The sequence below is a fragment of the Clostridium lamae genome, from assembly GCF_033043255.1.
Lineage (GTDB): Bacteria > Bacillota > Clostridia > Clostridiales > Clostridiaceae > Clostridium > Clostridium lamae.
This window is the reverse complement of the sequence record NZ_JASCQJ010000056.1, coordinates 1-17,757: the sequence shown is the minus strand read 5'-3', so window position 1 is coordinate 17,757 and position 17,757 is coordinate 1. Positions and strand designations below refer to the sequence as shown.

The 17,757-nt window shown below is 28.2% G+C and carries 19 protein-coding genes, 1 pseudogene and 2 riboswitches; of the genes and pseudogenes, 9 read left to right on the top strand and 11 right to left on the bottom strand.

The features are described 5' to 3' along the window. The first annotated feature begins 155 nt into the window (after positions 1–155). Together rocF and QK892_RS17165 are read left to right on the top strand one after the other, a co-directional pair. Entirely contained in the window at positions 156–1,061 is a 906-nt protein-coding gene (gene rocF / locus QK892_RS17170; RefSeq protein WP_317274770.1) for an arginase, read from the top strand. 92 nt (positions 1,062–1,153) lie between these two features. Further along, positions 1,154–1,780, top strand: coding sequence for a 3'-5' exonuclease (locus QK892_RS17165; RefSeq protein ID WP_317274769.1), 627 nt, complete (start codon positions 1,154–1,156; stop codon positions 1,778–1,780). 168 nt (positions 1,781–1,948) lie between these two features. On the opposite strand, the gene pflA is transcribed toward QK892_RS17165, so the two are convergent. Both pflA and QK892_RS17155 read right to left on the bottom strand, forming a co-directional pair. Further along, positions 1,949–2,662, bottom strand: a complete 714-nt coding sequence (pflA, locus tag QK892_RS17160) for a pyruvate formate-lyase-activating protein (protein WP_317274768.1) — start codon at positions 2,660–2,662, stop codon at positions 1,949–1,951. Positions 2,663–2,760: 98 nt separating this feature from the next. After that, positions 2,761–3,831: a GNAT family N-acetyltransferase gene (locus QK892_RS17155; RefSeq protein ID WP_317274767.1), complete on the bottom strand. Its 1,071-nt coding sequence runs from the start codon at positions 3,829–3,831 to the stop codon at positions 2,761–2,763. Between the two features lie 455 nt (positions 3,832–4,286). Between QK892_RS17155 and QK892_RS17150 the strand changes: the two genes are divergently transcribed. From QK892_RS17150 to QK892_RS17130, 5 genes are read left to right on the top strand one after another with little or no spacing between them, the layout of a single operon-like run. Next, a complete protein-coding gene (locus QK892_RS17150; protein WP_317274766.1) occupies positions 4,287–4,826 on the top strand; it encodes a helix-turn-helix domain-containing protein in 540 nt (179 codons plus the stop codon). A gap of 23 nt (positions 4,827–4,849) precedes the next feature. Then, on the top strand, positions 4,850–5,899 hold the full coding sequence (gene potA, locus QK892_RS17145) for a spermidine/putrescine ABC transporter ATP-binding protein (RefSeq protein WP_317274765.1): 1,050 nt from the start codon (positions 4,850–4,852) through the stop codon (positions 5,897–5,899). Continuing rightward, positions 5,892–6,746 (top strand): ABC transporter permease, encoded by an 855-nt coding sequence (locus QK892_RS17140; protein ID WP_317274764.1) that lies wholly within the window; start codon positions 5,892–5,894, stop codon positions 6,744–6,746. The genes potA and QK892_RS17140 overlap by 8 nt, the downstream gene beginning before the upstream one ends. Continuing rightward, on the top strand, positions 6,740–7,549 hold the full coding sequence (locus tag QK892_RS17135; RefSeq protein ID WP_317274763.1) for an ABC transporter permease: 810 nt from the start codon (positions 6,740–6,742) through the stop codon (positions 7,547–7,549). Before QK892_RS17140 ends, QK892_RS17135 begins: the two co-directional genes overlap by 7 nt. Beyond that, positions 7,536–8,597 carry an ABC transporter substrate-binding protein gene (locus QK892_RS17130; RefSeq protein WP_317274762.1) on the top strand — a complete coding sequence of 354 codons (1,062 nt, stop codon included), beginning with the start codon at positions 7,536–7,538 and terminating at the stop codon, positions 8,595–8,597. Before QK892_RS17135 ends, QK892_RS17130 begins: the two co-directional genes overlap by 14 nt. A gap of 118 nt (positions 8,598–8,715) precedes the next feature. On the opposite strand, the gene ndk is transcribed toward QK892_RS17130, so the two are convergent. Then, positions 8,716–9,120 carry a nucleoside-diphosphate kinase gene (gene ndk / locus QK892_RS17125; RefSeq protein ID WP_317274761.1) on the bottom strand — a complete coding sequence of 135 codons (405 nt, stop codon included), beginning with the start codon at positions 9,118–9,120 and terminating at the stop codon, positions 8,716–8,718. A gap of 138 nt (positions 9,121–9,258) precedes the next feature. Between ndk and QK892_RS17120 the strand changes: the two genes are divergently transcribed. After that, a complete protein-coding gene (locus tag QK892_RS17120) occupies positions 9,259–9,528 on the top strand; it encodes an acylphosphatase (RefSeq protein ID WP_317274760.1) in 270 nt (89 codons plus the stop codon). 20 nt (positions 9,529–9,548) lie between these two features. On the opposite strand, the gene QK892_RS17115 is transcribed toward QK892_RS17120, so the two are convergent. Continuing rightward, complete coding sequence (locus QK892_RS17115) at positions 9,549–10,514, bottom strand: glycoside hydrolase family 73 protein (RefSeq protein WP_317274759.1); 966 nt, start codon at positions 10,512–10,514, stop codon at positions 9,549–9,551. Between the two features lie 220 nt (positions 10,515–10,734). After that, positions 10,735–12,114, bottom strand: a complete 1,380-nt coding sequence (locus QK892_RS17110; RefSeq protein ID WP_317274758.1) for an alanine/glycine:cation symporter family protein — start codon at positions 12,112–12,114, stop codon at positions 10,735–10,737. Between the two features lie 82 nt (positions 12,115–12,196). Further along, a riboswitch (glycine riboswitch) is annotated at positions 12,197–12,281 on the bottom strand. Positions 12,282–12,283: 2 nt separating this feature from the next. Continuing rightward, positions 12,284–12,361, bottom strand: a riboswitch (glycine riboswitch). A gap of 250 nt (positions 12,362–12,611) precedes the next feature. On the opposite strand from QK892_RS17110, the gene aspD reads away from it, so the two are divergent. After that, complete coding sequence (gene aspD, locus QK892_RS17105; RefSeq protein ID WP_394855049.1) at positions 12,612–14,270, top strand: aspartate 4-decarboxylase; 1,659 nt, start codon at positions 12,612–12,614, stop codon at positions 14,268–14,270. Positions 14,271–14,313: 43 nt separating this feature from the next. Here the strand turns inward: aspD and QK892_RS17100 are convergent, their stop codons facing one another. The 6 genes and pseudogenes from QK892_RS17100 to QK892_RS18465 form a co-directional block, all read right to left on the bottom strand. Then, the gene (locus QK892_RS17100) at positions 14,314–14,508 is read right to left on the bottom strand and encodes a YwbE family protein (protein ID WP_317274757.1); all 195 of its coding nucleotides are present in this window, start codon (positions 14,506–14,508) and stop codon (positions 14,314–14,316) included. A gap of 115 nt (positions 14,509–14,623) precedes the next feature. Continuing rightward, complete coding sequence (locus tag QK892_RS17095; RefSeq protein ID WP_317274756.1) at positions 14,624–15,394, bottom strand: ABC transporter permease; 771 nt, start codon at positions 15,392–15,394, stop codon at positions 14,624–14,626. Then, a complete protein-coding gene (locus QK892_RS17090) occupies positions 15,391–16,293 on the bottom strand; it encodes an ABC transporter ATP-binding protein (protein ID WP_317274755.1) in 903 nt (300 codons plus the stop codon). Before QK892_RS17090 ends, QK892_RS17095 begins: the two co-directional genes overlap by 4 nt. Continuing rightward, on the bottom strand, positions 16,294–16,494 hold the full coding sequence (locus QK892_RS17085; protein ID WP_317274754.1) for a PLDc N-terminal domain-containing protein: 201 nt from the start codon (positions 16,492–16,494) through the stop codon (positions 16,294–16,296). A 2-nt stretch (positions 16,495–16,496) separates the two neighbouring features. Continuing rightward, a complete protein-coding gene (locus QK892_RS17080; protein ID WP_317274753.1) occupies positions 16,497–17,381 on the bottom strand; it encodes an XRE family transcriptional regulator in 885 nt (294 codons plus the stop codon). A 42-nt stretch (positions 17,382–17,423) separates the two neighbouring features. Continuing rightward, positions 17,424–17,594, bottom strand: a pseudogene (locus QK892_RS18465) (helix-turn-helix domain-containing protein); the annotation flags it as partial. Between the last annotated feature and the right edge of the window lie 163 nt (positions 17,595–17,757).

Sequence of the window (17,757 nt, the reverse complement as noted above, 5' to 3'; positions counted from 1 at the left end):
TATTAATGTATTATATTAATTTTAATATTTATTAAAAATTAATAATTATTATAAATCTTTAACAAAAAATTTATTTTTTTATTTACATATTTAATTTTAGCTATTAATATATATTTATTGCCCTAAAAATTATAATTCATTTGGAGGTTTGTTTTATGAATATTAGTATTATTGATATGCCTTTATTCTATGGATGTGATAATCCGGGAGTAGAAAAAGGCCCAAAGATTTTAAGAGAGAACAACCTTCTAGATATCTTTAATAAAAGCCATGAAGTCTGTGATATGGGCGAAGTTCATGTAAAAAATGTTTCTTCAAATGATAAATACGCAGCAAACGCAAAAATGAAGTATTTAGATGAAGTTGTGAGATCAAATATTGGACTAGCTGATAAAGTTTATGATTCTTTAAAAAATTCGTATCTTCCACTAACTATTGGTGGAGATCATGCATTAGCTCTTGGAAGCGTTGCAGGTTCTAGTAAATTTTTCAAAGAGGATCTTGCAGTTGTTTGGGTGGATGCTCATGGTGATATAAATACACCTGAAACTTCCCCATCAGGAAACATTCACGGAATGCCTTTAGCAAGTTGTATGGGAATTGGTTATGAATCCTTAACTAACATTTATTTCCCTGGCCAAAAGGTTAAACCTGAAAAAGTATTTTTATTAGGTTGCAGAGACTTAGATTTAGGTGAACTTGAGTTAATCAAGGAATATAATCTGAATGTATGGACCATGAAAGATATTAAAACAAAGGGCATTAAAACAGTATTAAAAGAATTACTGGAAGCATTTAAGAAGAATAATGTTAAAAATATTCATTTTAGTTTTGATATTGATAGCTTAGATCCATCTTATGTACCAGGTACAGGTACTCCTGTAGAAGATGGTTTATCCTTTGCAGAAGGAAAAGAAGTAATAGAAACTGTAATAAATACTTCTTTAGTTAGGTCTATGGATTTTGTAGAATTTAATCCTATGCTAGATGATAATCAAAGAACATTAGAAACTTGTCTTGAACTATTTAAGGTTATTTCTAAAGCCTTTGAAGGAAAATAAGATTTAATACCGAGCTGTCGTGACAGCTCTTTTTTGATTTATTTATTTTTTATGTTATTATATAATAAGCAAAATAATCTTAGGAGGATAATATGAAGCTATTATTTTTTGATACAGAAACGACAAGCATAAAACCAGGAAACATTTGTCAATTAAGTTATATAGTAATAGATGCTTCAACCAAACCACAAAAAACTACTGGTAAAAACTTTTTCTTTACAGTAGATACTATGGATGAAGGTGCTGAAGCAATTCATGGTTTTTCTTTAGAAAAGCTTTATGAACTTTCTGATGGAAGAGAATTCTTAGAGTTTGTTCATGAGTTTATGCCAGACTTTTTTGATGCTGACTTTATTATAGGTCACAATGTTCAATTTGATATAAAATTTTTAAAACATGAATTACAACAACTTTGGGAGGCCGGCCTTGTAGATACTACTTGGGAACCTAAAAATACTTTTTGTACAATGGCCTACTACAAGTCTATATGCAACATATTGAATCCATCTGGTTCAATAAAAAATCCAAAACTTGCAGAAGTAATAGATTTCTTAGGAATCACAGAAGAACAAATATCAAATAGAGCAAACGAGCTTTTTGAAGGAAGTGGCAACTATCATGATGCCAGATTCGATACTGCTGCAACTTACTTAGCTGTAATTCAAGGTATGAAAAAGGGATTAATTCCTGCTGGATACTTCTCAAAAATACTTAAATAAAAAAATAAAGAAAAAATATAATGTTAGCTGTTCCGTCGCAAGCTCCAAGTCACACTAACATTATATTTTTTCTTTTTGTATCAAAGGAAATAATTCCTCATTTTATTCGGAATTATAAAAATCTAATTTTCAATATAAATTCTTAGCTTTATTTCTTTTCCCTATATATTAATATTCACTAAAATACTTATCTTTAAGCTCCTTACAAACTTCCTTGTCCATAGCAGGAACTCCATCTAATCTATACTTCAACTTCATATTTTCGTATTTACTCACACCTAATAAATGATATGGTAGTAATTCTACTTTCTCAACATTTTGTAATGAATCAACAAAAGTCCTTAATGATTTCATATAATTTTCACTATCAGTTCTTCCCGGAACTACTACTTGTCTTATCCATAACTTAGTACCTACTCTTTTAACAGCCTCTATGAATTTATTGCTTTCATCAATTTTATTTCCAGTCATATCTAAATAACCTTCTTCAGTTAAATGCTTAACGTCATATAAAACTAAATCAGTATATTTCAATATTTCATCATAATCTCCAAACCCCACTCCAGAAGTATCTAAACAAGTATGTATTCCTTCTTCTTTGCAACGTTTCAAGACATCTAAAAGAAATTCTGGTTGTCTTAGTGGATCTCCTCCTGAAAAAGTAACGCCTCCACCTGATGTTGAAAAATAACTTTTGAACCTTTTAATTTTCTTAACTAAATCTTCAACATCATATTCTGTACCTTCTTTTTCACTCCAAGTATCAGGATTGTGGCAATATAGACATCTTAATTTACATCCTTGAAAAAATACTACAACTCTTATACCTGGTCCATCTACAAGTCCCATGGTTTCTATAGAATGAATTCTCCCTTTTATCATCTTATCTTCTCCTCATATTGTACAATTAAACCCTATGAAATTATCAAAAACAATTATAATCTGTATATTATAAATTGTCCAATGTTAATATATTAATACTAGAATAAATATCCAATTTCTTCAGCTAATTTCATTGAAACTTCATCGCCTGCTATTTTTTTTACTAAATTCATACATAATTCTATATGTCCTACTAATTTATTAGAGATCATTATCTTACCATTATCCACAAAGTCTTTATTTAATCTATTCACTCCATCTATCTGATATTTAGAATTTGGTATAGAAATCCCATCCATATTTATAATTTCATTCAAAAAGTATACCCCACTTGAAAATGTAACTATATAATCACAGTGAGAAAACACCTTATTTATATATGCTAATAACACTTTATCCTTAATAGCTTTTTCAACACCACTTCCACCTGGGACTATTAAAATATCTGGACAAACATCACAATCATTAGCATTATGTTTTATTTCTATAGAATCATATTTACTTTTAATCTTAAATTCATCACATATTGAATATACATTAAAATAATCTTCTTTTAAAATTCCATTTACCTTATTAAAAATATTAAAAGGTAAAAAGTATTCTGTTAAATCAATATTATCATAAGACAAAACAGCAACTGAAATCTTATTATTAGCTTTAAAGCTCATAAACTTATTTTTAGTTAACTTATATGTTCCTTGATTTCTAAAATTATTTAGTTCTTCAAAACCAATTTTTTTCAACAGAAATTTTCCCTCATCATTCTTTACTGAATCTATTATTGCCTGTCCTCCAAATTCAAAGAAATAATATTCTAAAAGTAGTCTTAAAGCCTCTTCCCCATATCCTTTTCTTCTATGTTCATAATGAACTTTTACATTAATTCTCGCAACCTTTGTAGCCGAGTTATAACCATGAAAGCTAACCTCACCTATTGGTTTATCATTTAAATCATAAATCAAGCAATAAAAATTTTTCCCATCTGTTGGAGAAACCATTTTTTTGTAAAACATGCCCCATTTTTCTTCTGGAAATGAATATACTCCTCCTACATCGTTCATATTTTTTCTATTGCCCCATAATTCTTTAACAAAAGCTAATTCATTAAATTCAGGCATTTTAATATAAATAAGTTTCCCATTTCTTCTATATAAATTAATATCATTCATTATATCACCTATAAATATTTTCCTTTTTCTTAAAGTCAATATATAAATAACTATCTCATAAATCCTTCCTTTAATCAAGAAATATGAGAATAATATGTAAATTATGTAATTAAATTTTAATATTTTATTATTTATACTAACTAATTATATAAGCTTTAACTTTTTTAAGGCATTGAGTTTATCTAATTTATAAAGATTATCGAATTTTCTATCAATTATCATTCTCTAAAAAATATTTAGTATTCCTAAACTTTAAATGTTGTTTTATTAAACTCCATTTTCATAAACCATGTCCTAACTCACTAATACCAATAACTTCAGAAGAAATATTTTTTCATAATTTCATAAAAAAATATTGATTTTTTATTTATATATCTATATAATTACAATAGTTTGTTTAGTAATTTTAAACATAATGTTTAGTATTAGAAAATATTTATATGGAAGGTGTATTTGTGGAAATTGGTGAAAAGATACGTAGACTACGTATTGAGAAACAACTGACTCAAGAAGAATTAGCTAATAGATGTGAATTATCTAAAGGCTTTATATCACAAGTAGAAAATGATTTAACTTCCCCTTCAATAGCAACATTAATAGATATATTGGAAATTCTTGGAACAAATCTAAGAGAATTCTTTAGTGATGCTAGTGAAGAAAAAGTTACTTTTACATATGAAGATATGTTTGAAACTGAAAATGAAGACTTAAAATATAAGTTAATGTGGCTTATACCTAATGCACAAAAAAATGAAATGGAACCAATCATGATAACTTTGGAACCTAACGGGCAATATATAGAGGAAGAACCTCATGAAGGTGAAGAGTTTGGCTATGTTTTATCTGGAACCATTATATTACATTTAGGAAAAAAGAAATTTAAAGTAAAAAAAGGTGAAAGCTTTTATTTTAAACCTAGATCGAATCACTATATTTCGAATCCAGGAAAAAGCCAAGCCAAAGTAATTTGGATAAGTACTCCACCATCATTTTAAATCTATAGAAAGAGGTGTTTATTTTGGAACAAAATATTATAGAAATTAAAGGTGTTTCTAAAACATTTGAAGATAATTGTGTTTTAGATAATCTATCATTAAACATTAAAAAGAATGAGTTTTTAACATTACTAGGTCCAAGTGGATGTGGTAAAACAACAACATTAAAAATAATAGCTGGTTTTGAAGAAGCTGATGAAGGTGAAATTTTATTTGATGGAAGTGATATTTCTTCATTGCCTCCATATAAGAGGCAGGTAAACACCGTATTCCAAAAATATGCCTTGTTTCCTCACATGAATGTCTATGATAATGTTGCATTTGGATTAAAAATAAAGAAGACTCCAAAGGACAAAATTGATTCAAAAGTGAAAGAAATGCTAAAGCTAGTATCACTAGAAGGATTTGAAAAAAGAAAAATTGAATCTTTAAGTGGTGGGCAACAGCAAAGAGTTGCAATTGCTAGAGCACTAGTTAACGAACCTGAAGTTCTTCTTTTAGATGAACCATTAGGAGCTTTAGATTTAAAACTTAGAAAAGAAATGCAAATAGAGCTTAAAAGAATACAACAAAGATTAGGAATTACTTTTATCTTTGTAACTCACGATCAAGAAGAAGCATTAACTATGTCGGATACGATAATTGTTATGAACAAAGGTAGAATACAACAAATGGGCTCTCCTGAAGATATATACAATGAACCAGCTAATGCTTTTGTTGCTGATTTTATTGGAGAAAGTAATATACTAGATGGAAAAATGCTTAAAGATTACAAAGTTGAATTTTGCAATAGAATCTTTGACTGCGTAGATAAAGGGTTTAATAAAGATGAATTAGTAGATGTGGTTATTAGACCAGAAGATATTAAAATGGTATCAGCTGAAAAAGGAATGATAAAAGGAACTGTAAAATCAATAATTTTTAAAGGAGTTCATTACGAAATAGAAGTTGAAGAAGGAAATCATAAATGGATTATACACAATACTAAATTCGCAGAAGTAAATTCTGTAATTGGTTTAGATATTTACCCAGAAGATATTCACATAATGAGAAAGGTTTCTGCAAATGAGTAAATCAAAAATATCTAGAAAAAATATTGCCTCTTATCCATTTATATTTTGGAGTGCTCTATTTATTGTAATTCCTTTATTAATAGTATTATTTTTCGGCTTTACTGTTTCTACTCCTGATGGGAGTTATAAATTTTCAACAGAAAACTTTTTAAGATTAATTCAACCACAATATATTAAAGTTTTTGAAAGAAGCTTATGGCTTGCATTTTTATCTACTTTCTGGTGTCTAGTACTTGGATATCCAGTAGCTTATATAATTTCTAGAATGAAGCCTTCAAAAGGAAATATTTTAATTATGTTATTTATAGTTCCTATGTGGATGAATTTCTTACTTAGAACTTACGCATGGCTACCTATACTAGGTAAAAATGGATTTATTAATACTATACTTGGCTATTTAGGCTTTGGACCTTTTAATTTCTTGTATACTGATGGTGCAGTAATCTTAGGTATGATATATAATTTCTTGCCATTTATGGTTTTACCTATTTATACTGTACTAACTAAAATAGATACTGATTTATTAAATGCAGCATCTGATTTAGGTGCTAATAAAAGACAAGTATTTAGAAAAGTTGTTTTGCCTTTAAGTATGCCTGGTGTAATTTCAGGTATTACTATGGTATTTATGCCAGCTGTTTCTACCTTTGTAATTTCTAGATTACTAGGTGGCGGTCAATATATGCTTTTAGGTAATTTAATTGAACAACAATTTACAACAATGGGTGACTGGAACTTTGGTTCATCTATTTCGATATTTATGATGGTAATTATTTTAATTTGTATGGCTATAATGAGTTTATTTGATAATTCAGAAGCTAAAGAAGGAGGCGGACAATTATGGTAAAAAGTTTAGAAAATTTTATTAAAAAGTTTTATTTAGTTTTAATTTTCATATTCTTATATACACCTATTGCTGCCTTAATAATATTCTCATTCAACGATTCAAAAACTATGGGAAAATGGTCTGGATTTACTTTAAAATGGTATGTTGAATTATTCAATAATGAAAATATTATGAAAGCTCTTTTCTTCACAGTAGTTATAGCTGTTATTTCTTCTGTAGTAGCTACAATAATAGGAACATTAGCTGCTATTGGAATTAATAAAATGAAAGGACCCAAAAAAGCTCTATTATTAAATATAAACTATTTACCTGTATTAAATCCTGATATTGTAACAGGAATTGCATTAATGAGTTTATTCATATTTATAAGACCTATTACTAAATTAGATTTTGGATTTACTACAATGTTACTTGCTCATATTACATTTAATATTCCATATGTAATACTTGCAGTTTTACCTAAGCTTAGACAATTACCTGAGAACATTGAAGAAGCTGCTTTAGACCTAGGTGCTACACCAGCTTATACTCTAAGAAATGTTATATTGCCTCAAATTAAACCTGGTATTTTTGCTGGAATGCTAATGGCTTTTACTATGTCAATTGACGACTTTGTTATTAGTTTCTTCACAGCTGGTCCAGGGGTTACAAACCTTTCGATTGAAATTTTTGCAATGGCAAGAAGGGGTATTAAACCTGAAATCAATGCTCTTTCTACATTAATGTTTGTAACAGTATTAACCCTTTTATTAATAGCTAATAGAAAGGAATTTACAAGAGGTGATAAAGTTGAAAAAGCTTAAAAAGTCCATCGCTATACTATCTTCATTAATATTTATATCTTCCGCCTTCGTTGGTTGTAAGAGTGATGATGAAAATGGTAAAAGAACTTTAAATGTATTTAATTATGGTGACTATATAAATGAAGATTTAATAGAAAAATTCGAAAATGAAACTGGTATAGATGTTATTTATGATACTTATGAGTCGAACGAAATAATGTATCAAAAGGTTAAAAATAGTCCAGGTACTTATGACTTAATCTTCCCTTCTGACTATATGGTTGAAAAGATGAAGAAAGAGGATATGTTAGAAAAAATAGACTTTAATAACATCCCAAATTACCAATATATCGGAGAAGATTTCAAGAATTTACCTTATGATTCTAACAATGAATACTCTGTTCCTTATATGTGGGGAACTATTGGTATTATATATGATGCTGATAGAGTTGATGACGTTGTTGATAGCTGGGATATCTTATGGAATAAAAAATATAAGGGCGAAATTTTTATGTTCGATTCTATAAGAGATACCTTAGCAATATCATTAGTTAGACTTGGTTATTCAATGAATTCAGTAAATAAAGACGAATTAAACGCTGCTGCGGATGAATTAATAAAACAAAAGCCTTTAGTTCAATCTTATGTTATGGATGAAGTTAAGGATAAGATGATTAACGGAGAAGCAATAATGGCTACTGTATATTCTGGTGATGCCATCTACATTCAAGATGAAGCTTCAGATTTAAACCTTCAATATGTTGTTCCTAAGGAAGGTTCTAATAAATGGTTTGATGTTATGGTTATTCCTAAAGGAGCAAAACATAAAACTGAAGCTGAAGAATTTATAAATTTCTTATCTGATCCTGAGAACGCAAAAGAAAATGTTGAATATATAGGCTATGCTACTCCTAACGCTGCTGCTTATGCTCTTCTTGACGAAGAAACACAAGAAGATGAAGCTGTTTATCCTTCTGATGAAGTCTTAGATAAATGTGAGATATATAAGGATCTAGGAAATGATATTAAACTATATGATGATGTTTGGTTAAAAGTAAAGATTAATTAGAAAATATGAAATATCATGTTGAAAAGGAGATGTTTAGGCATCTCCTTTTCAATATATTTATTTTAGAAACTCCTTAGGGAGTTTCTTCTTAAATTTTACATTTTTCATTATTCATTTTTCATTGTTCCCCAAACCATAACATTATTTCTCTTTTAGCACTATTTTCACTATCTGAAGCATGTACACAATTTTCCCTATTACTGCTTGCATACATTTTTCTTATAGTTCCTTCTTTTGCTACTTCAGGATTAGTACTACCATTTATATCTCTAATTCTTTCAATAGCATTTTCACCCTCTAAAACTAAAGCACATAAAGGTCCGCTAGTTATAAAATTTATTAAAGGATCATAAAAATCCTTTCCTATATGTTCCGCATAATGTATACTAGCAAATTCCTTCGTAATACTTTCCATTTTCAAATTTACAACTCTTAGATTATTCTCTTCATACTTACTAATAATCTTACCTATTAAATTTTTTCTAACCGCATCTGGTTTTATAAGTACTAAAGATTTTTCCATAATAATACCTCCCCTAAACGCTCTCCTTTAAATTATACCATCTATTTGCATATTTTATAATTAAAAATTTCAGAATATTAATTCTTTTGCTCAATTTATGGTATAATTTCTTTATTAAATTGTATAAGGAGTGATATAGTGACCAGATATTATATTGTTGCTGATGGAAGAGTTCAGGGTGTTGGATTTAGATATTATTGTCAAATGAATGCAACAAACCTTAATTTAACTGGATGGGTTCATAATATGTCAAACGGTATGGTGGAAATGGAAGTCCAAGGAAACGATAATTCACTTTTAAGATTTATTAGTATTATTAGTAGAGGAAACTACTTTATTAAAATTACGTCACTTTCAAAGAAAGAAATAGCTGTAATACCAGATGAAACTAAATTCAAAATAAAGTAAAAGAGGAGATAATTCCTCTTTTAATTTCTTTTCACGAGATTATCGTAAATCATTAAGTTATTTTCTTGTATAACTCTTATTAATTTATCTGCATAAATTAAATTTCCTTCTTCATCTTTTGATGTACTATATCCTGCATTTTCTAGTGCTTGCGCTTGTTCCTTATATCTTTTTCCTTCGAATAATCCATTTGCAGCATATCTTTCATTTTCATATAAGAATTTACCATGATCTTTAATAGATTCATCAAAATCATCATAGGCCCTAAATGCGCCAACTATTACGTCATCATAATTTTCTTTAGTTTCTAATTCTACTTTTTTTCCGCTCCATCTACTATCAGCTTTTATTCCAAATAAATTATTATATCCTGATGATAATGTAGATTCTCCCCATCCCGATTCTAAGATAGCTTGTGAAATAGTTATTGAAGGTAAAATCCCATAATCACTGTAATTTTCATAAGCAATTTCAGATATACTTTCTACAAAACCTACTTTATCCCTATCTTTCGCCAGGCTTTCATTAATATAATTATTCTTTATTCTTTCTAGATTATTTTTTGCTAACTCTTCTGATTCTTTATTTAGCTTTAAACTTTTAATAGCATTTTTAAAAGAGTTAATTCCTATTACATTGCCCTCATTATCTTTTTTTAATAATACATTTGCTATATTACTTATGTTTTCATTATTAATTTCAAAATTTCCATCATTTAAAACTGAGTTAATTGCCGCTATCTCCTGCCAATTTAATTGATATCCAGACTTACTTAATTCATCAGTTACATCTATATAACTTTGAATTTCTTCTTTCGAAAGATTAATACTATTATCAATTTTATTTATTATTCTAGGAGCCACTATAAACAGAGTACTAATAAAAGTAATTAAGAATGATAAAATTAAAATTATTTTTTTAATCTTATTATCCTTTGCTGATTTACTAACATTGTTTAAACCTCCATATGTTCCTTTATATTGCAAGTCCCCACCTCCTAGTTTACTTAATAATATATTATAATAATATTCTAAGTTTTTAAATCTTATTAGTATTATTTTAAGAAAAAATAAAGAAAAAAACTGTAATGCTAGCTGTTCAGTCGCAAGCTCCAAGTCACACTAGCATTATAGTTTTTTATCTTTCCATCTAAATGAAATAATTTCTCTTCTCATCGGAAATTATGAAAACTGATTTATTATATATTTAAGAAGATAATACTTCTTCTCTTTCCTTTATAGCTTCAAAGTATTGCTCTGTCTCTTCTATAACTACTTTTCTTAGTCCTATTAAACCTACTAAATTCGGAAATGCCATAAGACCATTTACTATATCTGCTATTATAAAGATCATCTCTAATGGCAAGAATGGTCCAACAGCAACTAATATTATAAAAATCCACTTATATGGCTTTATTCCTTTAATTCCAACTAAATACTGAACACATCTTTCACCATAATAGTTCCAACCAATAATAGTTGTAAAAGCAAAGAATATAAGTCCTATATTAACTATATACTTCCCTACTTCTGCTATTGGTAAACCAGATTCAAAAGCTAAAGTTGTTAATGCCGCTCCTTCTAGACTGCTACTATAGTTTCCAGTTAAAACTATTACTATCCCTGTCATAGTACAAACAATTATAGTATCTAAAAAAGTTCCTGTCATTGAAATTAACCCTTGTCTAACTGCTGATTTTGTCTTTGCAGCAGCTGCTGCTATTGGTGCACTCCCAAGACCAGATTCATTAGAAAATATTCCTCTTCCAATTCCTCTTTGCATTGCAATTGATACTGTTATTCCTGTAGCTCCTCCTAACGCAGACTTTGGATTGAATGCACTTTCAATTATTAATAAAAGTGCTGCAGGTATTTTTTCAAAATTAAAAAATAATACTAACAATGCACCAATCATATATAAAATTGCCATAAAAGGTACTATCTTTTCAGACACACTTGATATTCTTTGTATTCCACCTAATGTTATCAAAGCAACTAGTATTGTAATTATTACTGTTGTTACTACAATAGGTATATTAAATCCTATTTGTGCAGCATCTGCAATAGATTTAACTTGTCCAAACGTTCCTATTCCAAGTAATGCAACTCCTACACCAAATATAGCAAATAATTTTGCTAACCAATTTAATCCTAGTCCATTTTTTATATAATACATTGGACCACCAGCCATTTCTCCATTTTCATCAATTTCTCTATACTTAATTGCAAGTAATCCTTCAGCATACTTTGTTGCCATTCCAAAAAATGCTGCAAACCACATCCAAAATACAGCTCCAGGCCCTCCAGCTGTGATTGCTGTTGCAACTCCAACTATATTTCCTGTTCCAATAGTTGCTGATAACGCTGTACATAAGGCTCCATAGCTAGATACATCTCCTTTAGCCATCTCATCATTATCTTCTTCCTTAGAAAAAACATACTTAAATGCTAGTGGTAATCTTATTACTTGAAGTAATTTAAGCCTCCATGTTAAATAAATGCCTGTTCCTACTAGTAATATGAGTAATGGTGGTCCCCATATAATGCTATTTATAGCATTTAAAATTGATTGAATTTTGATTAACATAAAAAAATCCCCCTTAAAAAAATTTTTACGGAGGAGAATAGATAGTAAAAGCTATAACAATAAAACTATAGCCCTATCATATCCCCTGTCCTTTTACCTGAGAGTTTCAATAGCTTAAAAATAAGCTACCTTGCTCCTTCGGTGCTCTTTACGAGTCTCTCCAGAGGTTCGTCCAATAGCGGTCCTAATACCTGAAAGATTTACTTCTTCGGTGGATTATAAATAATCACTCTCCCACTACCTTCATCCGAACAATATAAAATTATATTTTTATTATATACGTATATATTAATCAATTCAAGAATTATTTTAACAAAATTATATTAAGGATATTATCACTTTATCAATTTATCTTTTAGATAAATGATATAAATTTTCAATTCATCAATATGTGAATCAAATATTTCATATATTGTATTTTTTGCAGGAAATCATTGATTTTTTACTATCTAGCTTTATACTAATAATAGACAATTAAATACAAGAAGGAGACCGTAATGGATGTAATGTTAAATAAGGACTACTTAAAAAAGCTTTATGGAAGAATAAGTCCTTTCGAATTTAAAGATAAACTAATAAGTTTAGCAAATCTAAATAAAGAAAAATTTAATGGAACTGTGTTAGATGCAGGAAGAGGAAATCCTAATTGGACATCTTCAACTCCTAGACAAGCCTTCTTCACCTTAGGTCAATTTGCTGTTTTAGAATGTCAAAGAACCCTATGTGCTGAAAACTTAGCTGGGATGATAAAAAAAGATGGCATTTATAATAGGTTTATAGATTACTATAATGAGAATAGTAATTTAGCAGGTATTAAACTTTTAAGGGATATAATAGATTATTGCATAAATGAATTTAATTTCAACAAAGATGACTTCTTATTTGAAATATGTGATGGAATTATAGGAGATAATTATCCTTTTCCTGATAGAATGCTTTTACATATTGAGAAAATAGTTAATAGGTATTTATTAAAAGAGTTATGCGGTACTAATGAATACAATGATTCTTTTGATGTATTTGCTGTTGAAGGTGGTACAGCTGCTATGTGTTATATATTTAATTCCTTAGCTGTAAATAACTTATTAAGAAAAGGTGATACTATTGCACTTATGACACCAATATTCACACCTTATTTAGAAATACCTCATTTACCTGAATATGATTTTAATGTTATTAGAATTCATGCTAATGAATTAGATGAAAATAATAAACCAACCTTCCAATATCCAATGGAAGAATTAGAAAAACTTAAAAATAATAACATAAAGGCTTTATTTATAGTTAATCCAAATAATCCAGCTTCTATAGCCTTAAATGAAAAAACTATAAATAACTTAATAAATGTAGTAACCAATTATAATCCTAATTTAATGATAATAACTGATGATGTTTATTGTACATTTATCAAAGACTTCAAGTCTATTATTTCTTATTTGCCTTATAATACTATAGGTGTTTATTCTTTATCTAAATACTTTGGAGTTACAGGTTGGAGATTAGGATCAATACTACTTAATAAAAATAATATATTTAATGATTTAATAAAAAATCTTTCGGATGAGGAAAAAGAAAATTTAAATACTAGATATAAGCATATGAGCTTAAATCCAGAAGAAGTACCATTTATAGATAGATTAGTTGCAGATAGTAGACAAGTTGCTTTAAATCATACTGCAGGACTTTCCACGCCTCAACAAGTTCAAATGGCTTTATTCTGTGGATCAGCTCTTGTTGATATAGCTAATAACTATAAAAAGTTAACTATGGAAATATGCCAAAGACGTAAATCTATATTATTTGAAGGATTACAATTGGAACTTACTGAGAATCCTATGGATGCTTCTTATTATACTGAAATCAATATTCTAGATTGGGCTAGAATTAAATATAATGAAGAGTTTTCTAATTATATTTCTGAAAATTATACTCCTTTTGATATACTTTATGATTTAGCAAGAAATTATTCAGTGGTTTTATTAAATGGTGATGGCTTTGCTTCTTCTGAATGGTCGTTTAGAGTTTCATTAGCTAATTTAAATGATAACTGTTACTATATTATAGGAAAAGTTCTAAGAAAAGTTTTAAATGAACTACTTCTTGAATGGCAAAAATTAAGTTGGACAAACTCTAATTTAATGGAAAAAGCACAATAGTTAAATGGGGTGTATCATTTTATAAATCTGATACACCCCATTTTTATACTATTACTTCTTGAACTCTTCCCACAATTCCACTTTCTAGCATCACCTTTATTCCATGATGATGATTAGATGAATTAGTAAGGATTCTTTTTACTACTCCTTCTGTAAGTTTCCCTGTTCTTTGATTTGCTTTTTCAACCACTTTAACCTTTGATCCAACTTTAATATTATTTCTATTTGTACCGTCCATTAGACACCTCAATATTTCATCTTTTCTTATCTTAAATAACTATTTACTTTTTAATAGTTATTTTATATTATACACTACAAATAGTTTTTATCCTAAAATTATAATTTTATGCCCTTTATAACTTTCTTCTATTAAAATTTATAATTGCTAAAGTAAATGATAGTACTATTAAGATTATTGTAACTAACATGGAAAGTCCATAATCTGAAATCAAAGATGCTCCCTTTAATAATTCAAGACCTGATGTTAATTTAATTGGAAGATACTTTGATAGCTTTACTACCATATTTAATAAATAAATAACTAAATATGTTCCTCCTGTAAAAAGAAGAACTGAAGATGAAGTTTTCATAAAAGATGAAGCAAGTACAATAATTGCAATTAAGAATATTCCAAATAAATAAGAAGCACTTGCTGCAAAAATTATATTTTGTGCAATACTATTGTTCCAAAAATAAGCATTGTAAACATAGGTAACTCCAAAGCATAACCAATAGCATAAAGTCCAAGTTAAAATCATAGTAATACTTTTAGCTAAGACAACCTTCCATCTAGAAAGTCCTTTTGTCAAAACATTAATAAGTGTTCCCTTTTGATATTCTGAAGTAAAAATACCACAAAACATAATAACAAAAACTATAAATTCCATAGATATATTTTTATAATACTGTTCCCAAGAAGTCATAGCTGTCACCGAAACTTCCGTAATCATAATCCCTTGTTCCTTTAAGGACTCTGATAACATTTCAAATAAAAAAGGAGTTAGTTTTGCAAGTGCAGGGTTCATTATTCCAAAAATAAAGAAAATACCTATAAGAAGATATAACTTTCCACTTCGAGTAAGTTCCATAAATTCCTTTTTAGTAAAAGCAACTACCTGCTTCATTTGCTAACCACCTCCATAAATAAAGATTCTAAGGTTGGCTCTCTCATTTCAATCTTTAAAGGATAAATTTTATTTTCATAAAGTAGCTTCATAGCATAACCCATATCCTCTTCACTCTTTTCAAGGTATTCTAAAATAGGTTTATCATTAGAATACTTTATTGGTAGTATCTTAGAAAATCTTTCTGCTTCTTCTACGGATTTAAACTCTATATTAAATCCTTCCCTTTTTCGTAAAGTTTTTATTTCTTCTAAGCTCCCTTGAAGAGCTAACTTTCCATTATGAAGAAGCCCAATTTCATCACAGATATTCTCCACATCAGATAATATATGTGTGGAAAATATAACTGTTGTTTCCTCCTTTACTAACTTTAGAATATCTAAAATTTCTTTTCTGCCTATTGGATCTAAAGCAGAAGTAGGTTCATCACAAATAAGAAGTTTAGGCTTATTTAATAAGCCTTGAGCTATTCCAAGTCTTTGTTTCATTCCTCTAGAAAATCCATTAATTCTTTTTTTCGAATTTTCAAGACCTACCATTTCTAATAATCTTAATATTCTAACCTTTCTTTCCTCTTTTGGAATGCCTGTAATTTCTCCACATAAGTTTAAATATTCGTATGGTGTCATATATCCATAAAATTCAGGAACATCAGGAAGATATCCTATATATTTATTAGTCTTAGTATCTCCATAAATAACCTTCTCGCCATTTACTTCTATTATTCCATTATCACTTTTTAAAAGACCTAAAATCATTTTCATTGTAGTAGTTTTTCCAGCTCCATTTTCTCCAATAAAACCATAAATAGTTTTTTCTCCAACCTTAAAACTTAAGTTATCTATAATTTTTTGAGAGCCAAAACTTTTAGAAAGATTCGTTACTTTTAGAACATCCATTTAATCATCCTCTTTTCCAAGTAGGAAATATAAAATTGGTCCAATAAATTGCATTCCAATAATAGCAATAACAAGCCAAATAGTTCTATTTCCTCTTTTATATTTATTATGAGTTAATATATGTCTTATAGTAACTCCTAGTAAAATTAATTCTGCTATTATAAGAGGTATTAAAAATGGTAATATTTCTTTTAATTCCATAGTTATTTACTTTCCTTTCTTCTTTCTATTTTCATCTTTAATTCTTTATATTCTTTTTCATCAAAAAGAATTGATAGAGAGGGATTCTCAAGAGCTGGAAGTAAGCTTTCCATTACAATCTTCCCATTTCTTGGAGCCTCTGTCTTTAATGGAAATTCTTCAAACCACTCTTCTAAGCGATTAAAATATTTATCTCCATGAAGAAAAATACCTTCTTCAATAAACTTAAGACTTCCATTAACAAATTCTCTAAGTGATTTTAAAGCCTTTTCCTTATCCCCATATACAGAATAAAAGATAGTTTCTTGATAATTAAATTGTAAAGCTATATTTGGATGTAAATTTTTAATTTCATATGCTTCTATAACTTTTCTAATTCTATTTATTGTCTCATCACAAAATTCACTATCTTGAATTTTCAAATTAATCATTGCCATACTATTAGATATTAAATTCATTAAGTCCTTATAAACAGTTTTTTGGCTATGAATTTCTGCCTTTGAAATTTCTCCAATGCTTTGGTAGGCTTGAATTAGTATTGGTTCATATTGTACTGTTAGTTGTTTCTTATTTAAAATAGGTTCTAAGTCTTCAATTACTTCTTGTGCTCTTCCTAAATAAAGCTTGGCTATTGCCTTAAAGTATAAATTTTCTTCATATAAACTAACATCACTACTACTTTTAATAATATGATCTGAAAGTTCTATAATACTATTTAAAACCTCTATTTCCTTATCTTTATCTCCTGAAATCATGAAATGATTTAACCATAATACAACAATTTGACTTAAAAAAGGATAACAAGAATAATACTTTTTAACTAAGCCTCTACTTTTTTTAATAACTTCATCAAATGGTAATTTTGAAAAATCTTCTGCTAAGTCCAAATAATATTTCTTAATTTGTTCAGGACTTAATTGAGGTTTATATCCAAGTAATTCATCTATAGTGACATCAAAATAAGACGCAATTTGTGGTAATAATAATATATCAGGGTAACTTTGTCCTGTTTCCCACTTAGAAACAGAAGCCTTAGTAATTTTTAAAAAGTTTGCTAGTTCCTCTTGAGTTATCTTTTTCTCTCTTCTTAATTTACTTATATTCTCAGCTAATCTTAGTATATTAATAATAATACCTCCTTTATTAACTATTCTTTGTGAAATAATTAATTATTCTTTACTTCTTAATTAAGTATATATTTAAAACATTCTCATTTCAAAATGTTAAAAGTTAATTTTAAGATTTAAAATCAACTATTAGGAA

Bases quoted from the DNA above. Each gene is read 5' to 3' on its own strand.
- rocF (WP_317274770.1), top strand. From the start codon at position 156: ATGAATATTAGTATTATTGATATGCCTTTATTCTATGGATGTGATAAT.
- QK892_RS17165 (WP_317274769.1), top strand. From the start codon at position 1,154: ATGAAGCTATTATTTTTTGATACAGAAACGACAAGCATAAAACCAGGA.
- pflA (WP_317274768.1), bottom strand. From the start codon at position 2,662: ATGATAAAAGGGAGAATTCATTCTATAGAAACCATGGGACTTGTAGAT.
- QK892_RS17155 (WP_317274767.1), bottom strand. From the start codon at position 3,831: ATGAATGATATTAATTTATATAGAAGAAATGGGAAACTTATTTATATT.
- QK892_RS17140 (WP_317274764.1), top strand. From the start codon at position 5,892: ATGAGTAAATCAAAAATATCTAGAAAAAATATTGCCTCTTATCCATTT.
- QK892_RS17135 (WP_317274763.1), top strand. From the start codon at position 6,740: ATGGTAAAAAGTTTAGAAAATTTTATTAAAAAGTTTTATTTAGTTTTA.
- ndk (WP_317274761.1), bottom strand. From the start codon at position 9,120: ATGGAAAAATCTTTAGTACTTATAAAACCAGATGCGGTTAGAAAAAAT.
- QK892_RS17110 (WP_317274758.1), bottom strand. From the start codon at position 12,114: ATGTTAATCAAAATTCAATCAATTTTAAATGCTATAAATAGCATTATA.
- aspD (WP_394855049.1), top strand. From the start codon at position 12,612: ATGGATGTAATGTTAAATAAGGACTACTTAAAAAAGCTTTATGGAAGA.
- QK892_RS17100 (WP_317274757.1), bottom strand. From the start codon at position 14,508: ATGGACGGTACAAATAGAAATAATATTAAAGTTGGATCAAAGGTTAAA.
- QK892_RS17095 (WP_317274756.1), bottom strand. From the start codon at position 15,394: ATGAAGCAGGTAGTTGCTTTTACTAAAAAGGAATTTATGGAACTTACT.
- QK892_RS17090 (WP_317274755.1), bottom strand. From the start codon at position 16,293: ATGGATGTTCTAAAAGTAACGAATCTTTCTAAAAGTTTTGGCTCTCAA.
- QK892_RS17085 (WP_317274754.1), bottom strand. From the start codon at position 16,494: ATGGAATTAAAAGAAATATTACCATTTTTAATACCTCTTATAATAGCA.